Source organism: Nitrincola tapanii (genome assembly GCF_008368715.1).
GTDB classification, from domain to species: Bacteria; Pseudomonadota; Gammaproteobacteria; order Pseudomonadales; family Balneatricaceae; genus Nitrincola; species Nitrincola tapanii.
Genome location: NZ_SMRS01000001.1, coordinates 295,403 through 321,915, shown reverse-complemented (window position 1 = coordinate 321,915; position 26,513 = coordinate 295,403). Strand labels below are relative to the sequence as shown.

The 26,513-nt window shown below is 50.6% G+C and carries 28 protein-coding genes and 1 riboswitch; of the genes, 5 read left to right on the top strand and 23 right to left on the bottom strand.

The window, feature by feature from the left end:
- Nucleotides 1–5 precede the first annotated feature (5 nt).
- The 7 genes from rhuM to E1H14_RS13200 all read right to left on the bottom strand — a co-directional run bounded on the left by rhuM (nucleotide 6) and on the right by E1H14_RS13200 (nucleotide 7,275).
- On the bottom strand, nucleotides 6–1,034 hold the full coding sequence (gene rhuM, locus E1H14_RS01645) for a RhuM family protein (RefSeq protein ID WP_149389703.1): 1,029 nt from the start codon (nucleotides 1,032–1,034) through the stop codon (nucleotides 6–8).
- A complete protein-coding gene (locus E1H14_RS01640; RefSeq protein ID WP_149389702.1) occupies nucleotides 1,031–2,362 on the bottom strand; it encodes a restriction endonuclease subunit S in 1,332 nt (443 codons plus the stop codon). The genes rhuM and E1H14_RS01640 overlap by 4 nt, the downstream gene beginning before the upstream one ends.
- On the bottom strand, nucleotides 2,352–4,058 hold the full coding sequence (locus E1H14_RS01635) for a class I SAM-dependent DNA methyltransferase (protein ID WP_149389701.1): 1,707 nt from the start codon (nucleotides 4,056–4,058) through the stop codon (nucleotides 2,352–2,354). The genes E1H14_RS01640 and E1H14_RS01635 overlap by 11 nt, the downstream gene beginning before the upstream one ends.
- Nucleotides 4,055–5,023, bottom strand: a complete 969-nt coding sequence (locus E1H14_RS01630) for a WYL domain-containing transcriptional regulator (RefSeq protein WP_149389700.1) — start codon at nucleotides 5,021–5,023, stop codon at nucleotides 4,055–4,057. Before E1H14_RS01630 ends, E1H14_RS01635 begins: the two co-directional genes overlap by 4 nt.
- Nucleotides 5,024–5,441: 418 nt before the next feature.
- Nucleotides 5,442–6,812: a Fic family protein gene (locus tag E1H14_RS01625; RefSeq protein WP_149389699.1), complete on the bottom strand. Its 1,371-nt coding sequence runs from the start codon at nucleotides 6,810–6,812 to the stop codon at nucleotides 5,442–5,444.
- Between the two features lie 38 nt (nucleotides 6,813–6,850).
- Nucleotides 6,851–7,096, bottom strand: a complete 246-nt coding sequence (locus E1H14_RS13120) for a hypothetical protein (protein WP_200834001.1) — start codon at nucleotides 7,094–7,096, stop codon at nucleotides 6,851–6,853.
- Nucleotides 7,093–7,275, bottom strand: a complete 183-nt coding sequence (locus E1H14_RS13200; protein WP_235017357.1) for a hypothetical protein — start codon at nucleotides 7,273–7,275, stop codon at nucleotides 7,093–7,095. The genes E1H14_RS13120 and E1H14_RS13200 overlap by 4 nt, the downstream gene beginning before the upstream one ends.
- A 185-nt stretch (nucleotides 7,276–7,460) precedes the next feature.
- Nucleotides 7,461–7,601: riboswitch (yybP-ykoY riboswitch) on the top strand.
- Nucleotides 7,602–7,674: 73 nt separating this feature from the next.
- Here E1H14_RS13200 and E1H14_RS01610 point away from each other — a divergent pair.
- On the top strand, nucleotides 7,675–8,196 hold the full coding sequence (locus E1H14_RS01610; protein WP_327436772.1) for a manganese efflux pump MntP: 522 nt from the start codon (nucleotides 7,675–7,677) through the stop codon (nucleotides 8,194–8,196).
- 68 nt (nucleotides 8,197–8,264) lie between these two features.
- On the opposite strand, the gene E1H14_RS01605 is transcribed toward E1H14_RS01610, so the two are convergent.
- The 5 genes from E1H14_RS01605 to E1H14_RS01585 form a co-directional block, all read right to left on the bottom strand.
- Nucleotides 8,265–8,696 (bottom strand): DUF411 domain-containing protein, encoded by a 432-nt coding sequence (locus E1H14_RS01605; protein ID WP_149389697.1) that lies wholly within the window; start codon nucleotides 8,694–8,696, stop codon nucleotides 8,265–8,267.
- Between the two features lie 11 nt (nucleotides 8,697–8,707).
- Nucleotides 8,708–10,267, bottom strand: coding sequence for a multicopper oxidase family protein (locus tag E1H14_RS01600; protein WP_149389696.1), 1,560 nt, complete (start codon nucleotides 10,265–10,267; stop codon nucleotides 8,708–8,710).
- A 54-nt stretch (nucleotides 10,268–10,321) separates the two neighbouring features.
- On the bottom strand, nucleotides 10,322–10,711 hold the full coding sequence (locus E1H14_RS01595; protein ID WP_149389695.1) for a hypothetical protein: 390 nt from the start codon (nucleotides 10,709–10,711) through the stop codon (nucleotides 10,322–10,324).
- A 132-nt stretch (nucleotides 10,712–10,843) separates the two neighbouring features.
- Nucleotides 10,844–11,863, bottom strand: a complete 1,020-nt coding sequence (gene arsB, locus E1H14_RS01590; RefSeq protein ID WP_149389915.1) for an ACR3 family arsenite efflux transporter — start codon at nucleotides 11,861–11,863, stop codon at nucleotides 10,844–10,846.
- Between the two features lie 84 nt (nucleotides 11,864–11,947).
- Nucleotides 11,948–12,880, bottom strand: a complete 933-nt coding sequence (locus tag E1H14_RS01585; RefSeq protein ID WP_149389694.1) for a sodium-dependent bicarbonate transport family permease — start codon at nucleotides 12,878–12,880, stop codon at nucleotides 11,948–11,950.
- Between the two features lie 173 nt (nucleotides 12,881–13,053).
- On the opposite strand from E1H14_RS01585, the gene E1H14_RS01580 reads away from it, so the two are divergent.
- The gene (locus tag E1H14_RS01580; protein WP_149389693.1) at nucleotides 13,054–14,001 is read left to right on the top strand and encodes a LysR family transcriptional regulator; all 948 of its coding nucleotides are present in this window, start codon (nucleotides 13,054–13,056) and stop codon (nucleotides 13,999–14,001) included.
- Here the strand turns inward: E1H14_RS01580 and E1H14_RS01575 are convergent.
- The 5 genes from E1H14_RS01575 to E1H14_RS01555 form a co-directional block, all read right to left on the bottom strand.
- Nucleotides 13,998–14,399 (bottom strand): GlcG/HbpS family heme-binding protein, encoded by a 402-nt coding sequence (locus E1H14_RS01575; protein ID WP_149389692.1) that lies wholly within the window; start codon nucleotides 14,397–14,399, stop codon nucleotides 13,998–14,000. The two genes, E1H14_RS01580 and E1H14_RS01575, sit on opposite strands and share 4 nt — an antisense overlap.
- Before the next feature lie 13 nt (nucleotides 14,400–14,412).
- A complete protein-coding gene (locus E1H14_RS01570; protein WP_149389691.1) occupies nucleotides 14,413–14,643 on the bottom strand; it encodes a DUF2798 domain-containing protein in 231 nt (76 codons plus the stop codon).
- A gap of 42 nt (nucleotides 14,644–14,685) precedes the next feature.
- Nucleotides 14,686–15,567 carry an EamA family transporter RarD gene (gene rarD / locus E1H14_RS01565; RefSeq protein WP_149389690.1) on the bottom strand — a complete coding sequence of 294 codons (882 nt, stop codon included), beginning with the start codon at nucleotides 15,565–15,567 and terminating at the stop codon, nucleotides 14,686–14,688.
- Nucleotides 15,568–15,704: 137 nt separating this feature from the next.
- Nucleotides 15,705–16,280 carry a YceI family protein gene (locus E1H14_RS01560; protein WP_149389689.1) on the bottom strand — a complete coding sequence of 192 codons (576 nt, stop codon included), beginning with the start codon at nucleotides 16,278–16,280 and terminating at the stop codon, nucleotides 15,705–15,707.
- Nucleotides 16,277–16,846, bottom strand: coding sequence for a cytochrome b (locus tag E1H14_RS01555; RefSeq protein WP_149389688.1), 570 nt, complete (start codon nucleotides 16,844–16,846; stop codon nucleotides 16,277–16,279). Before E1H14_RS01555 ends, E1H14_RS01560 begins: the two co-directional genes overlap by 4 nt.
- Nucleotides 16,847–16,923: 77 nt before the next feature.
- Here E1H14_RS01555 and E1H14_RS01550 point away from each other — a divergent pair, with 77 nt between their 5' ends.
- Entirely contained in the window at nucleotides 16,924–17,886 is a 963-nt protein-coding gene (locus tag E1H14_RS01550) for a LysR family transcriptional regulator (RefSeq protein WP_149389687.1), read from the top strand.
- A 1-nt stretch (nucleotide 17,887) separates the two neighbouring features.
- Here the strand turns inward: E1H14_RS01550 and fghA are convergent, their stop codons facing one another.
- From fghA to E1H14_RS01535, 3 genes are all read right to left on the bottom strand, one after another.
- Nucleotides 17,888–18,736 carry an S-formylglutathione hydrolase gene (gene fghA / locus E1H14_RS01545; protein ID WP_149389686.1) on the bottom strand — a complete coding sequence of 283 codons (849 nt, stop codon included), beginning with the start codon at nucleotides 18,734–18,736 and terminating at the stop codon, nucleotides 17,888–17,890.
- Between the two features lie 65 nt (nucleotides 18,737–18,801).
- Nucleotides 18,802–19,920 carry an S-(hydroxymethyl)glutathione dehydrogenase/class III alcohol dehydrogenase gene (locus E1H14_RS01540; RefSeq protein ID WP_149389685.1) on the bottom strand — a complete coding sequence of 373 codons (1,119 nt, stop codon included), beginning with the start codon at nucleotides 19,918–19,920 and terminating at the stop codon, nucleotides 18,802–18,804.
- A 175-nt stretch (nucleotides 19,921–20,095) separates the two neighbouring features.
- Complete coding sequence (locus tag E1H14_RS01535) at nucleotides 20,096–20,983, bottom strand: LysR family transcriptional regulator (protein WP_149389684.1); 888 nt, start codon at nucleotides 20,981–20,983, stop codon at nucleotides 20,096–20,098.
- Nucleotides 20,984–21,046: 63 nt separating this feature from the next.
- On the opposite strand from E1H14_RS01535, the gene E1H14_RS01530 reads away from it, so the two are divergent.
- Nucleotides 21,047–21,703, top strand: a complete 657-nt coding sequence (locus E1H14_RS01530) for a TIGR01621 family pseudouridine synthase (protein ID WP_149389683.1) — start codon at nucleotides 21,047–21,049, stop codon at nucleotides 21,701–21,703.
- A 9-nt stretch (nucleotides 21,704–21,712) separates the two neighbouring features.
- On the opposite strand, the gene E1H14_RS01525 is transcribed toward E1H14_RS01530, so the two are convergent.
- On the bottom strand, nucleotides 21,713–22,903 hold the full coding sequence (locus tag E1H14_RS01525) for a response regulator (protein WP_149389682.1): 1,191 nt from the start codon (nucleotides 22,901–22,903) through the stop codon (nucleotides 21,713–21,715).
- 101 nt (nucleotides 22,904–23,004) lie between these two features.
- Nucleotides 23,005–23,361 carry an Hpt domain-containing protein gene (locus tag E1H14_RS01520; RefSeq protein WP_149389681.1) on the bottom strand — a complete coding sequence of 119 codons (357 nt, stop codon included), beginning with the start codon at nucleotides 23,359–23,361 and terminating at the stop codon, nucleotides 23,005–23,007.
- Nucleotides 23,362–23,525: 164 nt separating this feature from the next.
- On the opposite strand from E1H14_RS01520, the gene E1H14_RS01515 reads away from it, so the two are divergent.
- The gene (locus E1H14_RS01515; protein WP_149389680.1) at nucleotides 23,526–24,596 is read left to right on the top strand and encodes an META domain-containing protein; all 1,071 of its coding nucleotides are present in this window, start codon (nucleotides 23,526–23,528) and stop codon (nucleotides 24,594–24,596) included.
- A 113-nt stretch (nucleotides 24,597–24,709) separates the two neighbouring features.
- On the opposite strand, the gene E1H14_RS01510 is transcribed toward E1H14_RS01515, so the two are convergent.
- The gene (locus E1H14_RS01510; RefSeq protein WP_149389679.1) at nucleotides 24,710–26,479 is read right to left on the bottom strand and encodes a PQQ-dependent methanol/ethanol family dehydrogenase; all 1,770 of its coding nucleotides are present in this window, start codon (nucleotides 26,477–26,479) and stop codon (nucleotides 24,710–24,712) included.
- Nucleotides 26,480–26,513 lie beyond the last annotated feature (34 nt).

Below are 26,513 nucleotides of genomic sequence, written 5' to 3'. Positions count from 1 at the left end.
AAGTGCTAACCTAACCTACACTGATCCTGTTCGGGTGTATCGGCCTTGAGCAATATAAAGTGTTCGATCAGGCGGATCATCAGTTCTTTCTGATCCGGTAGGCTTTCCGCTACCAGCAACGCCAAAGCCACCAGTGTATTGTCGTTGATCAGCTGCTCGACGGGCTTGGCCAACAGGTGTTGATTCAGGCGCAAGTACCACAAAAACAGAAAGGAACCGCTACGCTTATTGCCATCGGCCAATGGGTGGTTCTTGATCACAAAATACAGCAGGTGTGCGGCGCGGCTGGCAACGTTCGGATAGAACAACTCATCACCGAAGCCTTGCTCTATGGTAGCCAGTGCCGATGTAAGACCATCGCCACGTAATTGACCAAACAGCGCGGTTGCCTCGCCCTTTGCGATTAGGGTTTGCTTCAATTCCGTGATGGCCGCCAACGCTGCATCCAGATTCAGTGACCGCATATCCAGCTGCTTGATGTTCACTTCGGACAATTGTTGTTCGTCATAACCCTGCAACAAGCTCCAAGAACGAGCATAGTCACTGATCACAGCGGCCACCGCTTCACCTTGCGGCGATACCAGTTGCTGATTGCTCAAGGTGCGACTTAACAAGCTTACAGCCTGCTCAAACTCGATGCCTCGTTCAGCGAGACGCTTTTGATTTAGCGTGTAGCCCTGCACCAGATGTTGCTTGAGTACACCCGTTGCCCATTGGCGAAACTGTGTGGCGCGTTTGGAACTGACGCGATAGCCGACCGAGATAATAGCATCGAGGTTGTAGTGCCTAATCTGGCGTTTGACCTGTCGCTTACCCTCTTGGCGAACTACTAAGAATTCCTTAGTAGTTGCCTCTTCGACTAACTCCTTATCGCTGAAGATATTTTTAAGGTGCATCAGGATATTTTCGGGTGTGGTGCTAAATAGCTCACCCATCTGTGCCTGACTGAGCCAAACGGTTTCCTGATCCAACGCAACCTGTAATTCGGCTTGACCATCCGCGCTGGTAAAAATCTGGACTTGTTGTGTGGTCATGCTTCCACCTCGCTTTCAATGTCTGCAACTGACAATTCGCCGGAGAGGAGCTTGGGGAGGAGAGTATCGCGAAGCACCCTTAAGTCTTCGTTTTGATCAATGTTATTGACGATGTGCTCAAAAAGTGAGCTTGCAACGCTTTCGAATTTTATTAGTGCTCTGGCACCTGGATTTAATACTGCTATGGAATGGACAAAGTTCCGATTCAGGCTTGGAACCGCTGATCCAGAATTCAAAGCTTTCAAGTCTAGTGTTTTGAGCAAATGATAAGCATAGTAAGGTCCACATAACCTGAATTGCCGGACATAAAGGGTTGTATTCAGGGGCCAATATTTCTTGAGGCTAAGATAAACATTCCCAATCACGCCACTCCTGCCTGTTATAATTCCAGGAGGCTCCATTTTGTATTCACTATGTGTTCCATGAAGACCACCTGCAGCGTAGATCTCATAAAGACCGTCTTCACGGCTCTTTTGCGGTAGATCAAAACCACGGTGCAACTCGAATAAACTAGACAAGGGAACAGACGACCACCCCTTCGGTACTTCACCCAATTCACTATCCTGCATAGCAGACGGGAACAACTCGGCGGTAGCGTAGAGCTCCGCATACTCTTCTGGCTTTTCGACCTGCATCTGGGCCAGTTGCTTAGCATCCTTACCTGAAATCGCTTGCATAGCGGCGTAATTCATGTAGGTGTCGAGGTCGATATTGATAGGCTGGCCTGCTAACTCACCGGCATAGCAGGCGGGCGAAGCGGACTCATTACCCGATTGTATGGCATGCCAGCGTTCACGGGCAGCGATCTTAGCCTTGACCGGCTCGAAGTCGACAAACCAGCTTTTGAAAATCACCTGCGCCATTTTTTCAAGGTTTTTGCTAATTTGGTTGTTGAGATCTATTTTGTCATCAAAATCACCAAGTATTTTGGCAATCTCATCTTCAGATTTACGGCCTTTATTTTCAACCAATATTGATGAAAGATGATTTCTATTTAAAGTGGGAACACCTGAACCTACATTGAATGAGGTAAAATCAATATTCTTTAGTAAATAATATACGAATCGTTCATTGTGGCCTTTAAAGTCTTTAACCCACAAAGTAGTATTCAACGGCCAAAAGTCTTCAGTTATGTATTGACCACCACCTATACTTCCACTTCTACCAATAACAACCCCTGGAGATTTTGCTTTTGCTACATTGTGATAGCCAGTAATGCCAGTAGAGGCAACAACAGGAATATTACCTTCAACTCTATCTTTATGAGGTAGGTCATGTCCTCTTTGAAGGGTTATAAATTCATTTAGAGGAACAAGATTACCAGTCATAGCCTATCCTCACTAGATTATGCTTAATCGCCTTTTCTAATCGAGCAGAATCTTCGAACTGGGATTTTAATTGCGCTGTTAGTCGCTGCATTTTATCTGGAAAGGGTTCGTTATCCTCTTCAGCATCCGCTACACCAACATATCGCCCTGAAGTGAGTACAAAATCATGCTTTTCAATCTGCTCAAAACTTGCTGATGCACAGAAGCCAGAAATATCTTCATAGCCGATACCTTTCTGCCAAGCATGATAGGTATCAGTAACTTTTCGAATATCATCAGCAGTGAAATCTCGAAGTACACGGTCTTTCATATAGCCAAGGTTACGGGCATCGATGAACAGCACTTGGTCACGGCGGTCACGCTTTTTACCGTCCTTACCCGACTTATCTTTGGTCAGGAACCAGATACAGGCGGGAATTTGGGTATTGGTGAACAACTGCCCAGGCAAGGCGACCATGCATTCGATCAGGTCTTCTTCGATCAGACGTTTGCGAATCTCACCTTCATTGTTGGTGTTGGAGCTCATCGAGCCGTTGGCTAACAGCAGTGCCATGCTACCAGTGGGTGACAGGTGGTGGAGCATGTGCTGCATCCACGCAAAGTTGGCGTTGCCCTTGGGGGGAGTGCCGTACTTCCAGCGCGCATCTTCTGCTAGCGATTCACTCCACCAATCCTTCATATTAAATGGCGGGTTGGCCATGACAAAATCAGCGCGCAAATCTGGATGCTGATCATCAAGGAAGGTGTCGCCGTTCTTTCGGCCAAAATTGAAGTCGATCCCCCGGATTGCCATGTTCATGGCCGCCAACTTCCAAGTGGTTGGATTGGATTCCTGCCCGTAGACAGAAATATGTTTCTTCTGCTCGGCGGGGTCGTAATGCTGTTCTTTCGCATGCTCTTCAATAAATTTGCCACTGGAGACGAAGAAACCACCGGAACCCATCGCAGGATCGTAAACACGACCACTGTAGGGTTCCAGCATCTCGACGATCAGGGTGACGATGCTTTTCGGGGTGTAGTACTGACCACCCTGCTTGCCTTCCGCTAGGGCAAACTGACCCAGAAAGTACTCGTAAACATGGCCCAGTACATCTTTGCTGTGCAGGCTAAGACGCTCACCGTTATAGACCGGCTTGGTGAAAGACGTATCAGAAAAGGTGTTTATCAGGCCCAGTAGCTTGTCATTGTCCAGTTGGTACTGGCTAATGCGGTTGAGGATACCCTTGAGCTTAAGATTGCTCTTTTCGATCTCCTCCAGTGCGTTGTCGATCAACCAAGATACGGAGCGCAGCTTTACGTCATGCCCAGCATCGTCCTGCCACAGCACGGAACCGATCGGCAATACCGCTTTTTCTTTTAGTGTATTCCAGCGTGCGGCTTTGGGCACCCAGAACACATTGGCCTCACGATAGTAGTCCAGTACTTCCAGCTCGTCTCGGAGCGCCTGCTGGTAGTCCTCGTCACTGTCGAAGTCGTCACGCGGTAGATAATAGATGTTGTTGTCGTCATCGTTTTGGAACAACTCTAACAGAGACTCCTGACGCTCCTCGAAGGCATCGGACACATACTTTAAGAAGATCAGCCCAAGGACCACATGCTTGTAGTTGGCCGCATCGAGGTTAGATCTTAGCTTGTCGGCGGCCTTCCAGAGTTTCGCATCTAGGTCGTTTAGGAATTGCTGTTCCGTGTTGTTCATTTGTACCTCGTCATGTCTGAGTCAGACTGGGAAACGCTGAAGTCGGTGTCGGACATCATAAAGCCAGGAGCCAGTCGTAAATTGGTTAAAGGGTACGCAGCATTGCGACAAAGTGTGTCGCTGTTGCGCAGCCATAAATGATACTGATTGGGGGGTAAATGATGGTCAGGGCTCGCATCGACCTGCCAGTGTTGCAGCAGGTAACCGGCTCGCGCAGCACGTGTATTGAGCCGCAGCAGAGGTTGCCCATCCTCTTCGGACATGGAAAAGTCCAGCGCGATCGCCTCTGGATGTTGATGCCCTGGATGGGGAACCAGATCAAGGGTGATGTACTGATTCCACTCTGCATCCGCACCCTGGCGTTCTGACACAGCGACAGGCTTCTCGACCGCGTCCAGCTGAGTAATTCGGGTGCAGACAAAATCCCTGAACTCGCCACGGCTGCGACAATAGCCACGCAGATGCCAGCGCCGACCATTATTCACCAGACTATGGGGTACCACTTGGCGGCGTTTATGGCCAGATGCCAAAGAGAGGTAGGTCATCTCCACCACCAGCCCTTGGCTAATCGCTCGGGTGAGAATCGCCAGAGTTGCTTGTGGGGGTGTCATCAGTGCAGGCGCCTCTTCACAGAATCCAGAGCCCGAGGGAGTCAGGGACAACTTATCACCAAATCCATGAGCCAGTGTGTTCAGGACTGCATGGGTGTCGTGCTGAAACAAGGGCTGAAAGCGGTCGGTGCGGTAATAGCGTTTGTTGTCGAGGCGCAGTATCAGATTATCCGGCGCTAGTTCGCGGTAAAGGGCGAAATCACGCGTACCGGAGGCGACGGCAATGTCGAAGTGCCGCATCAACTCGATGCGGCTCACCGAGCCGTGGTATTGCAGTGAGAAGTCGATGTACGCGAGGCGCTCACGCTGCGCATAAGGCTGACTTTGCAGTATAGACTGACTATTCTCTGGCACGTCCCTGACCTGATTTGATCTAACAATCAGACAACCTTAGTACAGGCACCCACATGATGCAATCATTTTGATTGCGGATATGGAGGCGTAAAGAAGGGTTAACATAGTTTAGTGAGTGTTTGACCTGACATATGCAGATCAAACACCCTAAATAGTAGGCCACTGACCTCCACCACATACCCTTCCCCCCATTCCCAGAACTTCCCAAGACACCAGAAAATACAGGCCTTCCAGCCCATAATGGCTCCCAACGGTTCCCATCCGTACCCAGCAAAGCCGGGGTACATTGGGGGTATAATTGGGGGCACATTCGATACCCCCAGAGGTGATACCCCCAACCCGAATTGAACAGGGGCTATCCATGCCACTGAGCACAACACTTTATAGTTGATTGTTATCATGCTCCATGAAAATGTACTCAGCCTTGATTAGACTGGCGCTCAGCCTTCCATGCGGAAAACTCCGATGGGCGCAAACCGTAACGAGCCAACACACCTTCATGCAACCGTCTCAACTCTTCTATAATTAACGCCTGTAAATCTATTTGTTCGGATTCAGGAATTTTCGCTTTAACGACTTGCTGTATCACAACATAGGGGTCTTGCTCGGGGCTGGTAACAATCAAGTGAATCGTTTGCTTAATAAAATCTCGCCAGGTTAAACGCAAGGGATCTGGCTCTACTAAATCTTGCTTGATAGCCAAATACTCTTGCGTAGAACGCTCATAAGCCCACACATATAGATCACGCAACAATTCGACCCGCGCCATTTCGTATACTCCTAGCGTCGCTCGACTGTAAGCTTGTTCGGGTACATCGAGAAACGTCAACGGACATAGGTTGGCGCGAAACAATGGTAGATTTGCAGCCAAGCGGGAGGTTCGCTTATTGATATCGGCAAATGGCTGTAAATAAGGTAAATGCACCATCATAAAAAAAGACTGTTCAAAGGCGTCACCAATTTGGTTGGCCTTATTTAATACTACCTTCAAAGCATCTTCGATTTGTGCCGGTACCGACAAGGGCCTGTATACGCTCTTACCAATATCAACAGCGTGCTGACGAATCCGCCCCTCATCGGCTGGGTTAGGCAGCAAGTTTTCTGACAGTGCGCTGTGTATATTCATCAAGGTATAGTGATTGAATTCAGCTGTATCGATATTTTCTACCAACAACTCGATAGCGAACTTGTGATTTAAAATCATTTGCGTTTCAATCGCAGCCTTACCCTGAGCCGACTTGCCATGCTCAATGAGTTCGCGTGTATCCAAGCGGGAATAGGTATTCCCCTCTAAATGGCTTGAGGCCCAGGATAAATCTATCAGTAACCGATTCAGAATAGCGCGAGAATAGGTACCAGCCGGTTCTTGGCTATCCGTGGTTTTGCCCATTTTGTGTAATTGCCGACGCAATGACTCTGACAAATACCAGGTTTTATTTGGCTGATAGGAATTCAGAAAATCCTGTTGATAACCTACTGGCTTGCGGGCTTCAAGCGGCAGATTGATGTAACTTAAAATATCCTGGCTATCAGCGGATACAGGAATGAAGGAAGGAAATGCATCTCTATTATTTGTTTGTATGTCAGCTTTGAGCGGGACATCCACACCAAAATATCGGCGGGCACGACCTTCTCCGTGGGCAATCACCAACCCTTCATCAATGAACTTCGCAATTTGACGCTGGGCTGTACGCCTCGCAACATTTGGAAGTTGCGTTAAAAGCTCTGCCAGCGTGACACCTTGAGGAGACTCTTGGATGCAAGCAAGAAGTTCAGTGTTAGAAGACATTGTCGGTTTGGCGCCTTTAAAGGTAATAGATGGCGCAATTATGGCGCAGTTTTCAGAACTGCGCCAAATTTATCGTTTATTATGGCGTGGTTTATAATTTCTTCGAACAGTCGTATTGAGACTCGGGAATTCAAACTAAATGTAGGACGACCTGCATTATTCTTGAAATCATCGGCAAAACTCAGCACATTTCTACCACCTTGGAAGCCAGCCAAATAGCCCACTAACCTTTCGTACAAGCTCAACTTGAGTACATTTATTTGATCGACTTGAGCTTCGCTCATGATTCATCCCCCAGCAAATCCTGCCATGGATCATCTGAAAGACTTTTCTTCGTATCTTCATTTGAAGGTTTTTTCATCTGAGACGCATGCATCGTGCCTGACGCGGAACTCTTCTGTTCAAGTAGCGCCATAACAGCACCAAGCTTCTCCTTGGGTATGAGCATAAGCTCGCTATTCAAGCCCTTAGCGATCAACTCCAAGATATGGCGTGTTTAGCTTTTTGCCAGTCTAACCTTGAGCGAGTGATGCTTAGCTACAGCCTCCCCCTAACTAAATGGATTTTCTGCTTGGTTTTGGGGCTGCTAGTGGACTGCCGGAAGCATCTCGCCTCACCAGGCTGTCCTCACATATAAATTATGCTATTCTTGCGACTTCTTTGGGGAGTAGCCTGCTTCTGTCACAACGGAAGTGTCTGTATCAACATTCTTGGCCTCATGCCATGGTACAGACGCCACGCGGTTGGCGAGACCATCGAATTGACCATGCCGATGTCGGGCGTGTGGTTAATTCGTGGACTCAATTGCCCGACCGGATTCTGATCAATGTCATTTTTTTCGCTTCTTATTCTGGCGCTTGCCATGTCTACCGATGCTTTTGCGGCGGCGGTTGGGAAAGGCGCTTGTCTGTATAAACCGAAATTCCGCGAAGCCCTACGCATGGGGGTAATTTTTGGCACGATTGAAGCCATCACGCCTCTGCTCGGCTGGCTCCTCGGTCAAGTCGCCGTGACCTTTGTGGAAAGCTGGGGACACTGGATCGCATTTGGGCTGCTCACTGCGATTGGTCTGCATATGATTCACGAGGGTTTACAACCGGTTGAAGCCTGTGAGAGCAAACCCACCAGCCACTCCTTCTGGAAATTAGGCCTCACGGCGGTGGGCACCAGCATTGATGCGCTGGCGGTGGGTGTTTCCCTAGCCTTCCTAGATGTGAATATCTTCTGGGCGGCAAGCATGATTGGCTTGGCGACCATGACGATGGTCACACTGGGCGTTCTTTTGGGGCGCACTTTAGGCGCGTTGATTGGCCATCGTGCCGAGATCCTGGGGGGATTGGTACTCATCGGTGTCGGTGCCACCTTACTGATCACACAGCTTTAAGCACCCCTTCCTTGGCAAGAAATAGAGAGAATCCTGGTACTGGTTGCACCAGGATTCTCTACGCAGTCTTAATACTCCGCCCAAACCTCTAGGCTTTTCTTTTCCACGTCAAATGCCAACACCTGATAAGCATCTACACGTCCTGTCTCCATGCCGGGTGAACCATGCGGCATACCCGGCACACTCAACCCAGTAATTTTAGGACGCTCCTGTAACAAACGCAGAATATCACTCGCAGGCACATGCCCTTCAATTAGATACCCCTCAATAATTGCGGTATGGCATGAGGCTAATTGCGCAGGCAAACCGAGCGCTTGTTTCTTCTGATTCATATTTGCATGGTTGATTGCTTCCACCTCAAAACCCGCCTCACGCACATGATCGATCCAATCATTACAACAGCCACAGGTCTCAGATTTATAAACCTTCATACTCTCCGCCAAGACATCTGCCGAGATAAGTAATGAAGCCACACATCCAAGCAAAACTGATTTCAGCATATACTTTCTCCTTACACCACACGAATACTCGACATCATGCCGAGTTCTTCATGCTCAATTATGTGACAGTGGAACATCCACTCACCGGGCTGTTCAAAAACAACGCGCAACTTTAAACGCTGCTTAGGCTGAAGATTCACCGTATCTTGCCAAGCACGGTAGGCCGGTGCTGACCAAGACTGGCCATCCTCCTGCAGCGCCACAACCTGGAATTGTGTTCCATGAATATGGAAGGGATGATCCATATGCGACTGGTTAAAAATCTCCCACTCCTCAACCTGTCCCACCTGCCCTTCAAACATGACTCGACCGGGTTGATAGGTCTGCCCGTTGATCATAAAGCGCATATTTTCATGCGGCTTAACCAGAGGTGGGTGGCCGCCATGATCAGCCATCTCATGTCCTGCCGACAAGAGCGCATCGGAGCCCATCTCCTCACTGAGCGTTAAAGTCCGATAAACGCTCGGGTTCTGCATTTCAGGGATTTGGGTCAAATACTCAGGCAATCTAATTTCTGCTTCGACGGCAAGATTCTGCGTGCGTAACAACATTAGATTTTCAGTGCGACGGTAGTGCTCCGGCTCTTCTCCCATCCAATCTCGATCATAGGGTAGATTCTGTAGCGCAAAGTTTTTGTGACTTTCTGTGGTAGCACGTACCAGAAGGTCACAACGCTGCCCTGGAACCAGCAACAACTCACTCATCAAGACAGGCTGTTCTAGATACCCACCATCGGTTCCTATCAGATGGAAATCATGCTCCTGTAGCTGTAAGCGTAGATAACGCCCCGCACACGCATTAATCAATCGCAGACGAAAGGTGGCACCCGGTGCCACTTCCAGCATGGGATTTCGCAGGCCATTCACCAAGAGAATGTCACCTTCACGCCCATTCATCCAATCCAGATGTGAATGGGCATCCACATGACCTTCAACATCCAAGCGCAAATCCGTCACCATCATTAGATATGAGCGAATTTCTTGAGGTATGGGATCATCTTTGGGTTTGACCCAAAGCACTCCGGCTAAACTCCTGGCAATTTGTTCGGCCAGATATCCATGCGCATGTGGATGAAACCAATGTAAGCCCGCATTACCTTCCGGTACACGGAAACGGTACAGGTGCTCACCTTGCGGAGGGATCACTTCATGTGGCCCTCCATCTTGATCCGCGGGGACTTTGACACCATGCCAATGAATGGTCGTCGGTTGATTGAGCTGATTTCTGACCCGCACCTCAACCTGCCCACCTTCCTCTACTTCTATGACCGGCGCCAATTTGCCATCGTACAACCACAACTCTGATTGCAGATCATAGGTCAACTGCGCCGAGGTCGGCGCGATATCAAACTGACTCTGAAAATTCGGCCACTCGACCTGATTTTGGATTCTGGGTAAAGGCCGTAAATCTAGATGCTGAGGAAAGGCCGCTGCCCAATCTTTTAATGATTTTGCAGCATGTTCCATTAAATGATCGGCCATTTCATGATCATGATCTTTTGGCATGCATGCATATAAAGGTGCAACCATCACACCCGCAAAACTGATGCGGAGAAAGTCTCGACGTAACATAGGAAAACCCTCGTTCTAGTTTTAGCAATTCAATCTAGTGAGCTAAGGAAGAAATCAGGCTTTAGGAGGACGTTCGATACCGAGGCTTTGTTGATCTGCTGGCATGATCGCCATTAGAGACAATTGGACATGAGTTTTTTCGTGTGAAAAACCATAATGATGAATGAGGCCGGTACAGAGGATGCAACAACCGGGGTCGTTACACTCCAGCTCTGGCGCAACGCCATCCGCTGCAGCAAAGCTAAGTGCTTGTTGCTTTTCTAGGGTCAGATGCGATTCACAAGGCGCTTGAGGATATAACGCATTTTCTGAAGCGTGATGTGACGAGGTCATGCCTAACACCGGGGTTGAGATAGGCAGAATCAGCGCCCACAAAAAGGCCGCCATCAAGATGAAGGTCGTAGCGCGGCGATGTATTGTTAGGCGACTGACTGAAGATAACATCAGACCATCTCTTACCTTGAGAAAAAATTAGACTCAGAATAAAGCAAAGAGTTGCAAGCAGGCGGCTTTTTTCTAGAGTCTAGACTAAGGAAACGGAAAGTGAATATTTTCTGGGCAGCAGGCATAACGGGATTAACGATCAAAACACCCCTGTGTGCGATTCGCAAACGCCACCAGCGATAGCATCACAGGCACCTCCACCAGAACCCCGACAACAGTTGCCAAAGCAGCTCCTGAGTGCAAACCAAACAACGAAATTGCGACCGCGACCGCCAGTTCAAAAAAGTTTGAGGTGCCAATCAAACAAGCGGGGGCTGCGATCTTATAGGGAAGACGCAACCAATACGCCGCCCCATAGGCCAGAAGAAAAATACCATAGGTTTGAATCAGCAAAGGAATCGCGATCAATAGAATCGCTTGGGGTTGCTGCAAAAGCGTTGGGGCTTGAAAACCAAAGAGTAGAACCACAGTCGCGAGCAAACCTAAGGTTGACCAGGGTTTGAGCTGAGCCAGGAAGGCTTGAATGGCTTGGTCTTTATGGCGCTGCTGTAACCGATGACGCGTCCAAATGCCGGCCAAAAGCGGCAGAACCACATAGAGCACCGTCGAGATCAACAGCGTTTCCCAAGGCACAATAATATCGCTGATGCCGAGTAACAATGCAGCGATCGGAGCGAATGCAAAGATCATAATGACATCGTTAATCGACACCTGTACCAGAGTGTAGTTTGGATCCCCCTTCACTAATTGGCTCCAAACAAACACCATCGCAGTACAGGGTGCGACACCCAGCAAAATCATCCCCGCGATATACTCACCCGCGGTTTGTGGGTCCACCCAATCGGCAAAAATCACACGAAAAAATAGCCAACCCAGTAATGCCATACTGAAGGGCTTAATCAGCCAATTGACCACCAAGGTCAGGAACAAGCCCTTCGGACGTTTACCCACATCCTTAATCGAAGCAAAATCGATCTGCACCATCATCGGATAGATCATGATCCAAATACAGATCGCCACCACAAAGTTGACATGGAAGGCTTCAAGTTGAGCGATCCCTGCAAACAGTCCAGGTATCGCATTTCCCAAGAGCACACCGACCAAGATGCACAAACCCACCCACAGTGTGAGGTAGCGCTCAAACACACCCATACTCATCTCACTTCCAGATATATTTCTTTTATCATATATCTGGAATATCGAATACTCAAACCCTAATCGATGAGTGTCTCAAGGTTAAAACATCAGCAGCCACTGATGGTAAAAAGGTATCCCTAAGATCACATTAAACGGGAAGGTGATCCCCAGCGCCGCCAACATCGCCAAACCTATATCCGCTTCAGGGATGGCTTGGCGTATTGCCGAAGGAGCCGCTATATAAGACGCACTGGCGGTCATCGCCGCTAAAATCAACACCGAACCTTCCGGCAGCCCCAATGCCACACCCAGCAGGATGCCCGCAAACGCTAAGACCGGCGGGACGGCCAAGGCAAACATAAGTACCGGCCAATGCTGGCGTGGAAAAGGGCGCAAACTGGCCGCAGCCGTTAAGCCCATATCCAGAAGGAAGAGTGCCAAAACCACTTGGAAAGCTCCGGTCAGCAGGCCCGTGACATTTACGCCTTGCTCAGGCCCATACATCCAACCAATCAAAACACCCCCGACAAGAAGAATCACACCACGGTTGGTCAGAGCTTCATGCCAAACCCCAGCAATCTTCTCTCCTGAACTCGGCTGAGCACGGCGATAGAGCCAGATCGCCATGATGATGGCAGGCAATTCCAGCATCACCAGATACAGGGTCACTTCAGGCCCGGTATTCAAGGCATGCGTTTGTGTATAAGCCAAGGCCACCGCAAAGGTCCCGGCACTAACCGAGCCATAATGTGCCGCCAAACTGGCACTGTCTGCCCGATTCAGCTGCACCAGCTTGCGCAGGATGGGGTAAAGGAGACAGGGAATGAGCGCCCCCAGGGCCGCCACTAATAAAAGTTCAGGCAAGAGCGAAAAACGTAATTGACCGTGCAGTGCAAACCCACCCTTAAGACCGATGGTTAACATCAGCATCAGACTCAAGAGATCATAAGCGGCTTTGGGAACGCTTAGATCCGATTTGACCCAACCGGCCACCAGACCCAGCAAAAAGAACATCACCACTATATCCGGCACGGGTTCACCTCCTTTTTTTACAGGCTGAAGCTTCAAGTTTAGGCACCTATCCTGAGAACACCCAAACGCGGATAGGTTGGCAAGGAGAGAAGTTTGCCCTGGACTAATTATTTATACTAATTAAACTTTATAGAAATACTTATAGATGATTATCAATATAGAAGCTGTCTTACATGAAACTTCGCCATCTCACTTTTCGCTTATTGGAAGTTTATGTCGCGGTGATTCGCTCCGGCAGCCTCAGTGAGGCGGCACGCCGTTTACACCTGACTCAGCCGACCATTTCCTTACAACTGAAAAGGCTCAGCGAAGCGGTGGGTGAACCCTTGATCGAATTTCGTCAGGGACATTTATTCATGACGGCAGCGGGTGAAGCACTTTTCAGTGCCTGCCAAGATATGCTTGGGCGCTTTGAAGAACTGCAAGAGCAGTTGCAGGGCCTTCAAGAGGGGCGTAGCGGTCATTTCAGCATTGCTTTAGTCAACACGGCGCAATATATCCTGCCGCGTTTACTCGGGCCTTTTAGCCAAGCCTTCCCGGAAGTGGAAGTCACGGTTGAGATAGGCAACCGCGCCCAGATGATGGAACGCTTCCAGCGCCAGCAAGATGACATCTATATTTTTAGCCACCCCCCCAGCTTAGAGCATGCACTCGCGGCACGCTTTCTGCGCAACCCTCTCGTGGTGATTGCACCGGCCCAACATCCTTTGGCCCAAGCCAAAAAACTGCCACTCAGCGCGTTACAACAGGAGCGTTTTTTGCTGCGTGAACCGGGTTCAGCAACACGTATGCTGTTTGATAGCTGGTTACAAACGCATGGCATGACCCTTCAGCGCAGCATACAAATGGCCAGCAATGAAGCAATCCGTGTTGGGGTTGCCGCAGGGATGGGCATCGCTGTGATCTCACAACATGCCTTACCCGCTGGTAATCAACACCTCGTGGAGCTGGATCTAGACACCCCACCCAGTGAAAGCTATTGGCATTTTATCGTGCGTCGTGAGCATCGACTGGCTTACAGCGCGCGCAACTTTTTACACTTTGTCGATCGGCATCTAGAAGAACATCTCGATGCTCGATACGTCTGCCATGATCTTCACGAATTGTTAAACAGTGTTTAATCCTGGCCACTCAAGGCTGCAATTGCCGCCCGTGCGATCTGCTTGTCTTGCTCCGCACTGGCACCAGACACCCCCACGCCTCCCATCAGCTGACCTTGCAGCCGAATCGGCTCACCACCGGCAAACAGAATCAAGCCTGAGTTACTCAGCTCAAGGCTCTGCAACTGCTCCTGACGCACTAACTCACCCAAAGCCTCCGTTGGCAGCGGGAAGAGCACCGCAGTTTTCGCTTTACGCTGCGCGATATCCACTGAACCTAAGAGCGCTCCCTGCATCCGGTAAAAAGCCAAGAGATGCGCACCTGCATCCACGATCGCGATATTCACCGCGACACCAAGCTGTTCCGCTTCGGCACGCGCCTGCTGCAGCATACGATCTAATTGTTTTTCATTGAACATGCTTACATCCTTTTCAAGGCTTGCGGATTAACTTACCTGCCCAGTGTTGGATTTTCGGTCCACCGACCAGTATCAGAGTGAACGCGACCGGCCAGGCAATATAAAATGCACGGAACCAACGCGCTAAAAAACCCTCATCGATCCCCGTGTTCACCCAGGTAATCACCGCCGTCATAATCACAACCATATAGATTGACATGAAAAAACTGACGACAAAACGTGCCATCTTCGGTGGAAAAACCATACACAACTCCCATTCAATTTAACTAGCCAAATCCTGCAAGGCTTAAACGATTTTTCGATACGTGCGCGTACGTCGCCACAAACCCGCTACAAAGAACGCCAAAGCGATCCAGATCAGCAAAAAAGTCACCATACGCTGTGGCGGTGAGGTTTCTTGCAGCACAAAAACAGCAATCAGAAACTGTAAGGTAGGATTGATATACATAATAAAACCTACCAAGGATAAATCCAGGCGCTTAGTCGCCGCGTTGTAGAGCAGCAGCGGTACAGCCGTCACCACTCCCAGCAGCAGAAGCATCACACTGGTTTTCATCTCACTTCCCAGCGCCAATTGATACTCACCCTGGCTCCAAATCCAACCCAACCAGATCAACGCCATCGGTGTCATCCACAGGGTTTCAACGGTCAAGCCGTTTAACGCATCCACGGGAAACTGTTTGCGCACTAAACCATACAGCCCAAAGCTAAATGCCAAACCCAGTGAGACCCAAGGCAGGTGTCCGAGACTGAACATCTCCCAGAGAATAGCACTCGCAGCGATCACAGCCGCCACCCCCTGCAAGGGATGCAAACGCTCCTTCAAGATTAACCAACCCAGCAGCAGACTGACTAAAGGAGTAATAAAAAACCCAAGACTGGCTTCGACCGCACGCTGCTGTCCGACGGCCCAAATAAACAACAACCAGTTACCGGCAAGAAGCTGTGCGCTCACCGCTAACCAGAACATGCCCTGAGATTGACCCAATAGCCGCCAGAGATCGGTCATGCGCCCAACAATGAGTGTGAAAATCAGCGTCATCGCCAAAGACCAGACAATACGATTGGCCAGAATTTCCGGCGGACTGACATGGCTCAGATGATAGAAATACAGTGGAAAACAACCCCAGAGCACATAGGCTCCTAGGGCCAGCCAAATACCAGGCATACAATCAACTCAGCTAAGAAAAGGCTGACTAGAGTAAGCCCTAGACGACAAAAATACACCTATGTATTGTTTATGATATCCATAACAAAAAAGCCCGCTGCGAAGACGGCGGGCTTTGGACAAACGCTCGACAGGTGTTACTGACGGATACCTTCCACTACGAGATCCAAGTAAACCTTCTCAGCCGCAGGCCCGAGATTAAACTTCATACCAAAATCTGGCAGATTCAGTTCTGTGGTGCCGGTAAAGCCTGCACGATACCCCCCCCAAGGATCTTCTCCCTCACCCACTTTCTCTACAGCGATGGAGATAGGCTGTGTCTGGCCATAAAGCGTTAACTCACCGTCCAACGTGCCTTTGCCTTCACCCAGATCGGTATAGGCAGTACTAACAAAATTAGCCTGAGCAAAACGACTGACATCCAAATAATCACTGCTGCGCAGGTGGCGATCACGCTCAGCATGATTCGAATCAATCGAGGCCACATTCACAGTCACTTCAACCGAGGTGGCATCAAGATTGTCGGCATCATAGTGAAAACGCCCTTCAAACTCATTAAAACGCCCAACCACATAACTCACACCCAGGTGATCGATACGGAAGTTGATCGATGCATGTGCGCCCTGAGTATCGATCACATAATCAGCAGCCAGAGCCGGTGTGCTCATCAAGGCGCCTGCCAGTAAAAGACCATAAACCGGTTTCAACTTCATTCTTTTGTCTCCTTAGTTAAGCCCAGCATACGCTTGAGCGTAAAATCGCGTTCGATAAAATGATGTTTGAGTGCCGCCAACAGATGTATCCCAACTAATAACATCATGGCGCTGGCCGCATAAAAATGTATCTCACCGGCCAAATCCTCTTGGCGATGGAACCAGGGTGATGCCGGGACTTGAAACCAATTAAATACTTGGATACTGCGCCCATCCGCTGTCGACAGGAAATACCCTGAAGCCAGCACCAGCATCAACAACAGATATAAGCCCAAGTGCCCAAGATGCGCAGCCCACTTTTCCCAAGCTTGGCGTGCCAAACTCTCCGGTGTCGGATTGATCAGACGCCAGCTCAAGCGCAGCAGCAACAGCAGAGCCAGTAAGATTCCTAAACTGCGATGCCAATGCGGATAGATGCGATAACCCGGATCGTAGTATCCCAAGGACACGATATATAAACCCAAGGGGTACATTGCCAGAATCAGTAAAGCCATCCCCCAGTGCAGGGCAATACTGATCCAACCATACCCCTGTTGGTCATTACGCCAGTGTGTTTGCCACGCCATCACTTTTCTCCAATTGATCTGCTTGCAGCATAGCCGCGCGATCACTATTCTTCTAATGAATTAAGTGGATACACACTATGCAAAAAGTGAATTTACGTAGCTTAGATCTCAATCTACTGCTCATTCTGGATGTGCTGCTGGAAGAGCGTCATGTCTCACGTGCCGCCTTGGCGTTAAACATGAGCCAACCTGCCGTCAGTCGTGCTCTAGGGCGTTTACGTGAGGGATTAGGCGATCCATTATTGGTCAGAACCGGAGAGGGTTATGATTTAAGTGCACGCGCTCTGGAGCTGAAAGCTCCCTTAAAAGCACAACTCAAACAGCTGCAACAACTTATCTCACCACCTGAATTTAACCCCGCACTGGATCAAAGTTGTGTGCGTATCACCGGTTTGGATTTAGAACTGTCTTTATATGTGCCAGGGCTGATTCGCCATCTGCGCCGTTTAGCACCACAGATGCGCTTTGAAACCCTGCGCCAGGATGGCGACAGTTTTATGATGCTGGATCGAGATGAGGTGGATTTTTGTTTAAGCGGTCTGGCTCCCGCTCATTTTGAAGGCAGCCTGCATCGTTTTTTAGTGGCGGAGATGCCAATTGTCTGTTTGATGGATCAACAACACCCCTTAGCCCAGTCACACCTTAGGGTCGAAGACTACGCGCAAGCACATCATGGCTTGGTCTCCATTACCGGTCGAGGGCCAGGGTTTATGGATAAGATCCTGGCGCAGCGTGGTTGGCAGCGCCAGGTCATGCTCAGACTTTCAGGGTTTACCTCAGTGGCCGATTTTTGCGTCGACAGCAATCTGATTTTTACTCTCCCCCAAGCCGTTGCTGAGCGTATTGCGGCCGGACATCCTCTCTGCCTGCGACCTATGCCTGCAGAGCTGGAGCTTCCACCCGTGCGTTTCTACTGGTATTGGCACGCACGCAACCATCAAGATCCGCGTTGTATCTGGATACGAGAGGAGTTTCAGCGCTATCTATCTGCACAGGAGTCTTCTCTCCACACGGCAGGCCGCAGCACAGCCGTGTATTGATTCACTGCAACAGATGCTGGGCGTGGAAGCGTAAATGCTCCTCAATGAAACTCGCGATAAAGTAATAACTATGATCGTAACCTTCGCGATAGCGCACTGGCACCTCAAGCCCGCGCGCCTGACAAGCCGCCTGCCAGTCGGGTGTGCGCAGCTCCTGCTCAAGAAAATTATCGGCCAGCCCCTGATCGATCAAGGCCGGAAGCAACTCAGCCCCCTGGCGCAACAGCTCAACACTGTCCCAGGCTTTCCAGCGCTCTGGGTCCTCACCTAAATACCGGCTGAACGCCTTTTGCCCCCAAGGGCATGCACTGGGATGCACAATCGGTGCAAAAGCACTCACACTGCGATACCGGCCTGGATTGCGTAGCGCGATCACCAGTGCCCCATGACCGCCCATTGAATGGCCGGAAATAGACTGCAACTCACTCAGCGGCAGATGCGCCTGTAACAGCGCAGGCAACTCCTCCACCACATAGTCATACATTTGATAATGCTCTGACCAAGGCGCTTGAGTGGCATTCAGATAAAAGCCGGCTCCCAAACCAAAATCCCAATGGCCTTCAGGATCATCGGGCACCCCCTCCCCGCGCGGGCTGGTATCCGGCATCACCAAAGCCACCCCCAACTCGGCCGCTACACGCTGCGCACCGGCCTTGGTGCTAAAGTTCTGATCGTTGCAGGTCAGCCCGGATAACCAATAGAGCGCGGGCACCTTCTGTGTTTGCGCCTGCGGCGGCAGATACACGCTCAATTGCATACTGCAGCCGAGACGTTTGGAGACATGCCGGTACTGACGCTGTTCACCCTCAAAACACCGTACCTGGCTGAGCAACTCTAATTCAGACATCATGCCTGCTCCTTAAAACCGAGCAGGGCAAAACCCTAAGGCGGATTTAGCCCTGAAAGAAATGAGCGTTAGAAGTGGATAACGGTGCGGATCGACTTACCTTCATGCATTAAATCAAAGGCTTCATTGATCTGCTCCAAAGGCAAATTATGGGTAATAAAGGTATCCAGCTCATATTCGCCGCGCAGATAACGCTCGACATAACCCGGCAGCTCACTGCGCCCTTTCACGCCACCAAACGCACTGCCACGCCAAACACGCCCAGTCACCAGCTGGAAAGGACGTGTCGAGATCTCCTGTCCGGCACCGGCCACCCCGATAATCACCGACTCACCCCAACCCTTGTGGCAGCACTCCAAAGCCGAGCGCATCACCTGAACATTCCCGATACACTCAAAAGAGAAGTCCACCCCCCCCTCAGTAAGATCCACAATCACTTCCTGAATGGGCTTATCGTAATCTTTGGGATTGACACAATCTGTGGCACCCAGTTTGCGGGCGATCTCAAATTTGGACTCATTGATATCCACGGCAATGATCCGGCTCGCCTTAGCCTGCACGGCACCGATAATCACGGCCAGGCCAATCCCGCCTAAACCAAAGACGGCCACCGTATCCCCCTCTTTCACCTTAGCGGTGTTATGCACAGCCCCCATGCCGGTCGTCACGCCACAGCCGAGCAGACAGACCTTTTCCAACGGCGCTTCAGGATTAATTTTGGCCAGAGATATTTCCGGTACCACGGTGTATTCAGCGAAGGTAGAGGTGCCCATGTAGTGATAGATCGGCTGTCCATCTTTATAAAAACGTGTGGTGCCATCAGGCATCAACCCCTTGCCTTGAGTGGCTCGCACCGCTTGGCAGAGATTGGTTTTGCCCGATTTACAAAACTTACACTCGCCACACTCCGCGGTGTAAAGAGGAATCACATGATCACCCACCTGCAAGCTGGTGACACCCTCACCCACGGCTTCCACGATACCGGCACCTTCATGGCCCAAGATCGCCGGGAACACCCCTTCAGGATCTTCACCCGATAAGGTGTAAGCATCGGTATGGCACACTCCCGTTGCCACGATGCGCACTAAGACTTCACCCTTTTGAGGTGGCATCAGATCGACCTCTTCAATAGAGAGGGGTTGACCTGGGCCCCAGGCCACGGCAGCACGTGTTTTGATCATCTCCATGATGACTCCTTCAATTGAATCAGACAGGCTTATAAAAAGGCATGAAATGCGTATCTCAACGCAAAACTCAGGCTAACTTGTTGATCGCATTATAGAGAGTCTAGTCGTTGAGATTATCGTCTGCCGAACAAATCATTGTTGCTCTAAAGAAATAATCACTCTCAGCGGCCAACACTCAGGCCTGCAGATGTTTGGCTTCAAATTCCGTGCAGAGATAATCGATCAACAACCGCACTTTAGGTGATAGATAACGATGATGTGGATACACCACCCAAACGGCGGAGTCACGCAGTTGATAGGCATCCAACACCGAAATCAACGCTCCCGAAGCCAAGGCTTCTTGCAGATAATATTCAGGCAACTGCGCCAAACCCAAGCCCTTCAAGGCAGCATCTAACACAGCTTGGCCGGAATTGGCTTGATAGCGCCCGGAGACACGCACCTCACGGCGCTGCCCCTGCTCAGCAAAACTCCACTTATCGCGCGAACCCAATAAACACTGATGCTGAGCCAGATCGGTAAGCTTTTGCGGTTGTGGAAAACGTTGGAAATAATCCGGGCTGGCCACCACCCGCTCATTTCGATCCCACAAACGTTTGGCGACCAGGCTGGAGTCATTTAAAGCGCCCATGCGGATCGCCACATCAAAGCCCTCTTCAATCAGCTCGACACAACGATTGGTGAAATGCATCTGCACCTCTAATTCGGGGTAACGCAGCATAAAGTTATGCACAAGCGGGGCGATATAACGCTCACCAAACGTGGTGCCTGCCGTTAAACGCAACAATCCCCGTGGGCTGGCTTGCAGATCGCGAATCTGAGCACGCGCGGCCTGAAAACCGGCAATCAGATGTTGGCAATGCTCATAATACACACGCCCGGCTTCGGTCAGACTCACTTGCCGTGTGGTGCGATATAAAAGTTGAATGCCGAGATCCGCTTCCAAACGGGCGATTAAACGGCTGATGTGTGAGGTCGAAACCTCCAACTCACGCGCTGCCGCAGAAAAACCGCCTAAACGCACCACCTCAACAAAAGCTTCAGTTTGATCCCAAGGCTGCATAACTCTCCCAGCCGCTAAATTCACGTTATACTCAGCGGCCTTGATCCCGCTGGAGCCTTGCTAATGTATCACCTCGTCGCCGACTTGACCGATTTTCTTGTCGTGGATAAGTGCGCCGGCGTGGATTTCCACAGCCAATCCGGTCAGGCCGGTTTGGCAGCCCAGTTAGCGAACGATTTAGCTTACCCGATCTGGCCGGTACACCGACTCGACAAGCTCACCTCCGGTCTGCTGATTTTTGCCAAAAGCGCAGAAGCCGCCGCCGAATTTGGTGAGCTGTTTGCCCAACAGCAGATCGAAAAAACCTATCTCGCCCTGGCCCGAGGCAAACCGAAAAAGAAGCAGGGACGGATTCTCGGGGATATGGCCAAATCACGACGTGGACAATTTAAACTCCTACGCAGTCGTGAGCATCCCGCGATCACCGATTTTATTTCGATCAGTTTAGGGGAGGGATTACGCCTCTATCGACTTCACCCTAAAACAGGCCGCACGCATCAGTTACGTGTCGCACTCTCCAGCTTAAGCGTGCCGATTCTGGGTGATCCTTTATATGGCGGTGAGGCGGCAGAGCGCATGTATCTGCATGCTTGGCAGTTAGCGTTTAATTGGCGCGGTGAAAGGCTACACTTCACCCGAGCACCGAGTGAAGGGGATCTCTTCACTCAGTCTCAAGTCATGGAAATCTTGCAGATTTGGGCAAATACAGGGCCTCAATAACACCTCGCTTCAATGATGATGCGTGTGCAACGCCTCTTGCACCTTCTCCAAAAGCTGTGAGCGATTGTAAGGCTTGATCACATAATCAGCGGCGCCCAACTTCACACACTCCAAAACGATATCACGCTCATGTAAGCCACTGATAACAATGATCGGAATCCGGCTGAGCAGGGAGTTCTGACGAATGCGCCGTGTGGTTTCGATACCATCCAGATCCGGCATCATAATGTCCATCAGAATCAAATCGGGCTGACTCTTTTCCAGAAACTTGAGGGCAGCCAACCCACCATCGACACACTCCACCTGATAGTGTGCTGCACTCAACAACTTACTTAACAAGCTACGCTGGAAAGGATCATCATCCACCACCAGGAGTGTCGGTTGATATTCAGTGGGACGACTCACCTTGGCCGCAGGTGTCGGCTTGCTGCTCACCGCCAGTTCTTCGGCGGCACGCAGCTGCCGGAACATCTGTAACGAAGCCTGTAATTCGGCAAAGAGTGTATCCGCCACCCTTTGTAAGGGCTGTAAGCGCTCGACGCTTTCCACCGCCTGCAACTGCGACAGGGTTTTTGAATACTGCGTGAGAATTTGATCGAGTTTTTGTAATGCAGGCGCCAAGTCATTGCTGCTCGGCGCAGGCGGCGTTGGGCGCTGGGGCTCAGCGAGAGGCAGTGGTTCAGACAGCAACTGATCCGGTAAAGGCCTGGCCGCCGCTTGCGCTTTGAGTTGCTCAATGCTGTGTTTTTGCTCCTCCAGCTGACGCAAAAGAAGCTTAGATTTCTGATTATGTTCCAGATCATCCACCGCGGCAGAGATCGACATCAGCAAACGGTAGGGATCATAACTCAGCGGCCAAAAGACAATATAGTCATTAAATTTGCGCGCCTGACACAAGTCAAACGCCTGGCGCACATCCGCTTTTTTACACAGGGTAATCACCCGATAGGGTTTCAACGGCTGTTGTAGATGGCGTTCAAACACCAAGTCAGCCAAGCGCTCAGCCGCTGCCAAGGATTCATAACCCAGCACCAAAACATCAGCATAGGATTTGGCGAACTCCTGCACGAGGTCGTGCTGTAGATCCGACACCTCAAAGATGCATTTCTCATAGTACTCATGCAACTGCGCCTCTAACACCTCGACTAGGCTTTTACTGTCCGTAGCGATAAAGAGGGTAGACCGCGAATTCTTTAACATGATGTTGTGCTACCTGTCACTGCTATCAATCCCTAGTCCTTCTTTCCCGCTTCAGCCTAGGCAAGGCCTAGGGTACGGCGAATAGCCTAGAACTCTGTTCCTTAAAGCCCGGCTAACGCCTGCTCAACCTGCGCCAAAACCGCCGCCACCGCTGCAGGCCCCTGTGCGCGCATCTGCTCTATAGTCGTCAAATCAGCTGTTTTTGCCGCCTGCTCTAACTGCGCAAACCAATCACCTATCGGCAGGGCCCCGACCGAGCGTGAAGCCGATTTTAATCGATGTGCACAGAACTGCACGCGCGCGATCTCAGTCTCAGGCTGCCAAAGCTCGAGGCTGAGGCTGCGTAAAGAGGCTTGATACTCCTCTAAAAGACTACAAAGAATTTCAGGTTCATCCCCTACCAGATCTTTGAGGACCTCAAGATCTAACATCGCCCACTCCCTCTCTTCTATAACCATGCCTTCTCTTCCTTTGCTGAGCTGTCCGCGCGAAGTGATCCATTCATCTGCTAAGATTGAACAACACTTCACTGAGCCGACTCTAAGCCAGTGCTCGCTGGGTTGAGACAGACCCGGCTGAGTCGGTGATTCTCTCTATTTTTATACTGCCAAGGAACTGCCCCATGTCTCGGAACCCCTGCAAAATCATCGGCCTGGGTGCCACGCTGATGCTCTTAACGGCCTGTGCTCAAAACTCGATCCATCTCGACTTAGCCGCCCCAGATAAGGTCAAAGTGCCGCAAACGGCCAGTTCCTATCAAGGCACTTTACCCTGTGCCGACTGCCCAGGCATTGATATGCATCTAGATCTCTTACCCGATGGACGTTATTTCCTCCAAGAAGTTTACCAAGATCGCAGCCCAGAACCGCTGCAAAGCTTTGGCCGCTGGCAGCTGGATGGCACACGCTTGATCTTACAACAGCCGGAACAGGAACTGATCTTTTTTGCGACCCGCTCTGGCGGTTGGTTAAAAGCCGATACTGAAGGGCGTCCGATCCAATCACAACTCAACTATAGCCTGCAACCTGTACCTTGGCAGCCACTGAAACTGGAAGGGCCGATCCAGGGTATGTTGCTCTACTTTGCAGACAGTGCGATCTTAAGCGAATGCCGCACTGGAGCGCTCTACCCGATTGAGATGAATAACACTTGGCTGGAGTTAGAGCGCAGTTACCTCAGCAGTCGTTCCGGTGCTGGAAGTTACCTCTACCTGGAAGCTCAGGGGCAACAGATCTGGACACAACCGGAAGAAGGCCCGGCACGCCACCACCTGCATCTGCAACAGGTGCAGAACACCACAGCCAATGCCACCTGCCCCGTCAGCCCAGCTGCGATTGAGGGACAAAGCTGGCAGCTGAGCGCCTGGTCACCCTTGGCTCTTGATCTGCCCGACTTAACCCAGTTTCAAGCCGAGCAGTTGCCACAGCTCACGCTAACAGGCCAGCAGATGTCGGGTTTCACCGGCTGTAACAGCATGGCAGGGCCTGCATTATTTGAGGGGAATCGTTTGAATTTAGGCCCCGTCGCCAGCACTCGGCGTTATTGCCACGACACGGCCGAGCTGGAAAGTCAGTTTCTGCCTCTTCTTGAGCAAGTCACCTACACCGGTCTCGAAGGCAATGCCTGGGTTTGGTATGACGCCGACATGCGCCGCTTAGCCAGCTTTCAAGCTCAGACACCCGAAACGCCCTGATACTCAGGTGCTTGGAGAGTGATTCGACGACCCTCAAAACGAAAAAACCGGTTGGGGCGAACCCCAACCGGTGATAGGTAGAACACGACCTTGCGAGTAAGACTAGACCTGAATCACTCGTAAGCTTTTGGCAGTTTAAAGGTAAAGACCGAACCGCCTTGGTTGAAGTTGCTCACACGCTGAGCCACTTCACCTCCCCACAGAGGAACCGCACCACCCCAACCGGAAACGACAGAGACATACTGCTCGCCATCCATTTCCCAGGTGACAGGTGTACCGACGATGCCCGAACCGGTGTTAAAGCGATACAGCATTTCACCTGTTTTCGCATCAAACGCCATCAGATAACCTTCTGGGTTACCCGTGAAGACCAGATTAGACTTGGTGGTCATGACACCGCCCCACAGAGGTGCGTAGTTGTTATGACGCCATACTTCTTTTCCAGTTTTCGGATCGATCGCGCGCAGTACGCCGATGTAATCATCATGAATTGGACGAATCGTGAAGCCCGCACCTAGGTAAGCCGCACCTTTGCGGTAAGCAACGTCTTCGTTCCAAATGTCCATTTCCCATTCGTTAGAAGGTACGTAGAAAAGACCGGTTTCCTGGCTATACGCCATCGGCATCCAGTTTTTACCACCCAAGAAAGAAGGAGCTGTGGTCACCGTTGCCCCCTGAGGGCCATCGGTTTTAGCAGGGTTACCTGGACGGTTTTCTGGAACAAAGATCGGACGACCGTTTTTATCCAAACCGGAAGCCCAAGTGATCTTATCCACAAATGGGAAACCACGGATAAAGCGACCATCTTCACGGTTCAAGACATAGAAGAAACCGTTACGGTCAGCGGTTGCCACCGCTTTAATGGTTTTGTTGCCTTCTTTGTAGTCAAAAGGAATGACTTCGTTCACGCCGTCATAATCCCAACCATCGTTTGGAGTAGTCTGGAAAGACCAAACGATTTCACCCGTATCTGGGTTCAACGCCAAACGTGAAGAAGAGTAGAGGTTGTCGCCAGGGCGCAGATGTGAGTTCCAAGGTGCAGGGTTACCGGTACCGAAGAACAGCAGGTTGGTATCGGGATCATAGGTACCGCCTAACCAAGTCGCCGCACCACCGGTTTTCCACAGATCACCTGGCCAGGTTTTGCCAGCTTCACCGCCGGTGATGCCTTTCTCGACCTGTTTGCCATCTTCATAGACATAGCCCATATGGCCTTCTACTGTCGGACGCGTCCACAGCAGATTGCCGGTTTTAGCATCATAGGCTTCAACTTTACCGATGACACCAAACTCACCCCCAGCCACACCGGTAATCACTTTACCGTTGACGATCAGAGGAGCGGCTGTGATGGAGTAACCTTCCTGGTAATCCGCAACGGTTTTACGCCAAACAACACGACCTGTGTCCTTATCCAGCGCGACTAAACGCGCATCCAGCGTACCGAAGATCACCAGGTTGTCGTAGACACCCACACCACGGTTGATCACGTCACAGCAAGGCATGATGCCATCGGGCAGACGTGCATTGTACTCCCACAGCTCTTCACCCGTGCGCGCGTCTACCGCAAACACACGTGAATAAGAGGCCGAAACGTACATAACGCCGTCCACGACAATCGGCTGAGCTTCTTGACCGCGCTGTTTTTCACCGCCAAAAGAAAACGCCCAAACCGGGCGCAGATCTTTAACGTTGTCTTTGTTCAGCTTGGTCAGCGGGCTGAAACGCTGTTTTTGCAATCCCATACCATCAGTGACGATACGATCAGTCGTCAGATGATCTTGCAGGATGTCTTTATCGGTTACTGCCGCTTGCGCGTGCATACCCAGCGTCATAGCTGCGAAAAGTGCACTGACAGCGAAGTATTTACCATGGCCTAATTTCATCTTAATCACCTTTACGGAATTATTTTTTATTTTT

Excerpts from the sequence above, each read along its gene's own strand:
- E1H14_RS01530 (WP_149389683.1), top strand. The coding sequence starts at position 21,047 with ATGTATCACCTCGTCGCCGACTTGACCGATTTTCTTGTCGTGGATAAG.
- E1H14_RS01555 (WP_149389688.1), bottom strand. The coding sequence starts at position 16,846 with ATGGCGTGGCAAACACACTGGCGTAATGACCAACAGGGGTATGGTTGG.
- E1H14_RS01575 (WP_149389692.1), bottom strand. The coding sequence starts at position 14,399 with ATGTTCAATGAAAAACAATTAGATCGTATGCTGCAGCAGGCGCGTGCC.
- fghA (WP_149389686.1), bottom strand. The coding sequence starts at position 18,736 with ATGATGTCTGAATTAGAGTTGCTCAGCCAGGTACGGTGTTTTGAGGGT.
- E1H14_RS01635 (WP_149389701.1), bottom strand. The coding sequence starts at position 4,058 with ATGAACAACACGGAACAGCAATTCCTAAACGACCTAGATGCGAAACTC.
- E1H14_RS01535 (WP_149389684.1), bottom strand. The coding sequence starts at position 20,983 with ATGCAGCCTTGGGATCAAACTGAAGCTTTTGTTGAGGTGGTGCGTTTA.
- E1H14_RS01640 (WP_149389702.1), bottom strand. The coding sequence starts at position 2,362 with ATGACTGGTAATCTTGTTCCTCTAAATGAATTTATAACCCTTCAAAGA.
- E1H14_RS01605 (WP_149389697.1), bottom strand. The coding sequence starts at position 8,696 with ATGCTGAAATCAGTTTTGCTTGGATGTGTGGCTTCATTACTTATCTCG.
- E1H14_RS01595 (WP_149389695.1), bottom strand. The coding sequence starts at position 10,711 with ATGTTATCTTCAGTCAGTCGCCTAACAATACATCGCCGCGCTACGACC.
- E1H14_RS01550 (WP_149389687.1), top strand. The coding sequence starts at position 16,924 with ATGCAAAAAGTGAATTTACGTAGCTTAGATCTCAATCTACTGCTCATT.
- E1H14_RS01625 (WP_149389699.1), bottom strand. The coding sequence starts at position 6,812 with ATGTCTTCTAACACTGAACTTCTTGCTTGCATCCAAGAGTCTCCTCAA.
- E1H14_RS13120 (WP_200834001.1), bottom strand. The coding sequence starts at position 7,096 with ATGAGCGAAGCTCAAGTCGATCAAATAAATGTACTCAAGTTGAGCTTG.
- E1H14_RS01510 (WP_149389679.1), bottom strand. The coding sequence starts at position 26,479 with ATGAAATTAGGCCATGGTAAATACTTCGCTGTCAGTGCACTTTTCGCA.
- E1H14_RS01570 (WP_149389691.1), bottom strand. The coding sequence starts at position 14,643 with ATGGTTTTTCCACCGAAGATGGCACGTTTTGTCGTCAGTTTTTTCATG.
- E1H14_RS01525 (WP_149389682.1), bottom strand. The coding sequence starts at position 22,903 with ATGTTAAAGAATTCGCGGTCTACCCTCTTTATCGCTACGGACAGTAAA.
- rarD (WP_149389690.1), bottom strand. The coding sequence starts at position 15,567 with ATGCCTGGTATTTGGCTGGCCCTAGGAGCCTATGTGCTCTGGGGTTGT.
- rhuM (WP_149389703.1), bottom strand. The coding sequence starts at position 1,034 with ATGACCACACAACAAGTCCAGATTTTTACCAGCGCGGATGGTCAAGCC.
- E1H14_RS01600 (WP_149389696.1), bottom strand. The coding sequence starts at position 10,267 with ATGTTACGTCGAGACTTTCTCCGCATCAGTTTTGCGGGTGTGATGGTT.
- E1H14_RS01610 (WP_327436772.1), top strand. The coding sequence starts at position 7,675 with ATGTCTACCGATGCTTTTGCGGCGGCGGTTGGGAAAGGCGCTTGTCTG.
- E1H14_RS01560 (WP_149389689.1), bottom strand. The coding sequence starts at position 16,280 with ATGAAGTTGAAACCGGTTTATGGTCTTTTACTGGCAGGCGCCTTGATG.
- E1H14_RS01580 (WP_149389693.1), top strand. The coding sequence starts at position 13,054 with ATGAAACTTCGCCATCTCACTTTTCGCTTATTGGAAGTTTATGTCGCG.
- E1H14_RS01540 (WP_149389685.1), bottom strand. The coding sequence starts at position 19,920 with ATGGAGATGATCAAAACACGTGCTGCCGTGGCCTGGGGCCCAGGTCAA.
- E1H14_RS01515 (WP_149389680.1), top strand. The coding sequence starts at position 23,526 with ATGTCTCGGAACCCCTGCAAAATCATCGGCCTGGGTGCCACGCTGATG.
- arsB (WP_149389915.1), bottom strand. The coding sequence starts at position 11,863 with ATGGGTGTGTTTGAGCGCTACCTCACACTGTGGGTGGGTTTGTGCATC.
- E1H14_RS01520 (WP_149389681.1), bottom strand. The coding sequence starts at position 23,361 with ATGGTTATAGAAGAGAGGGAGTGGGCGATGTTAGATCTTGAGGTCCTC.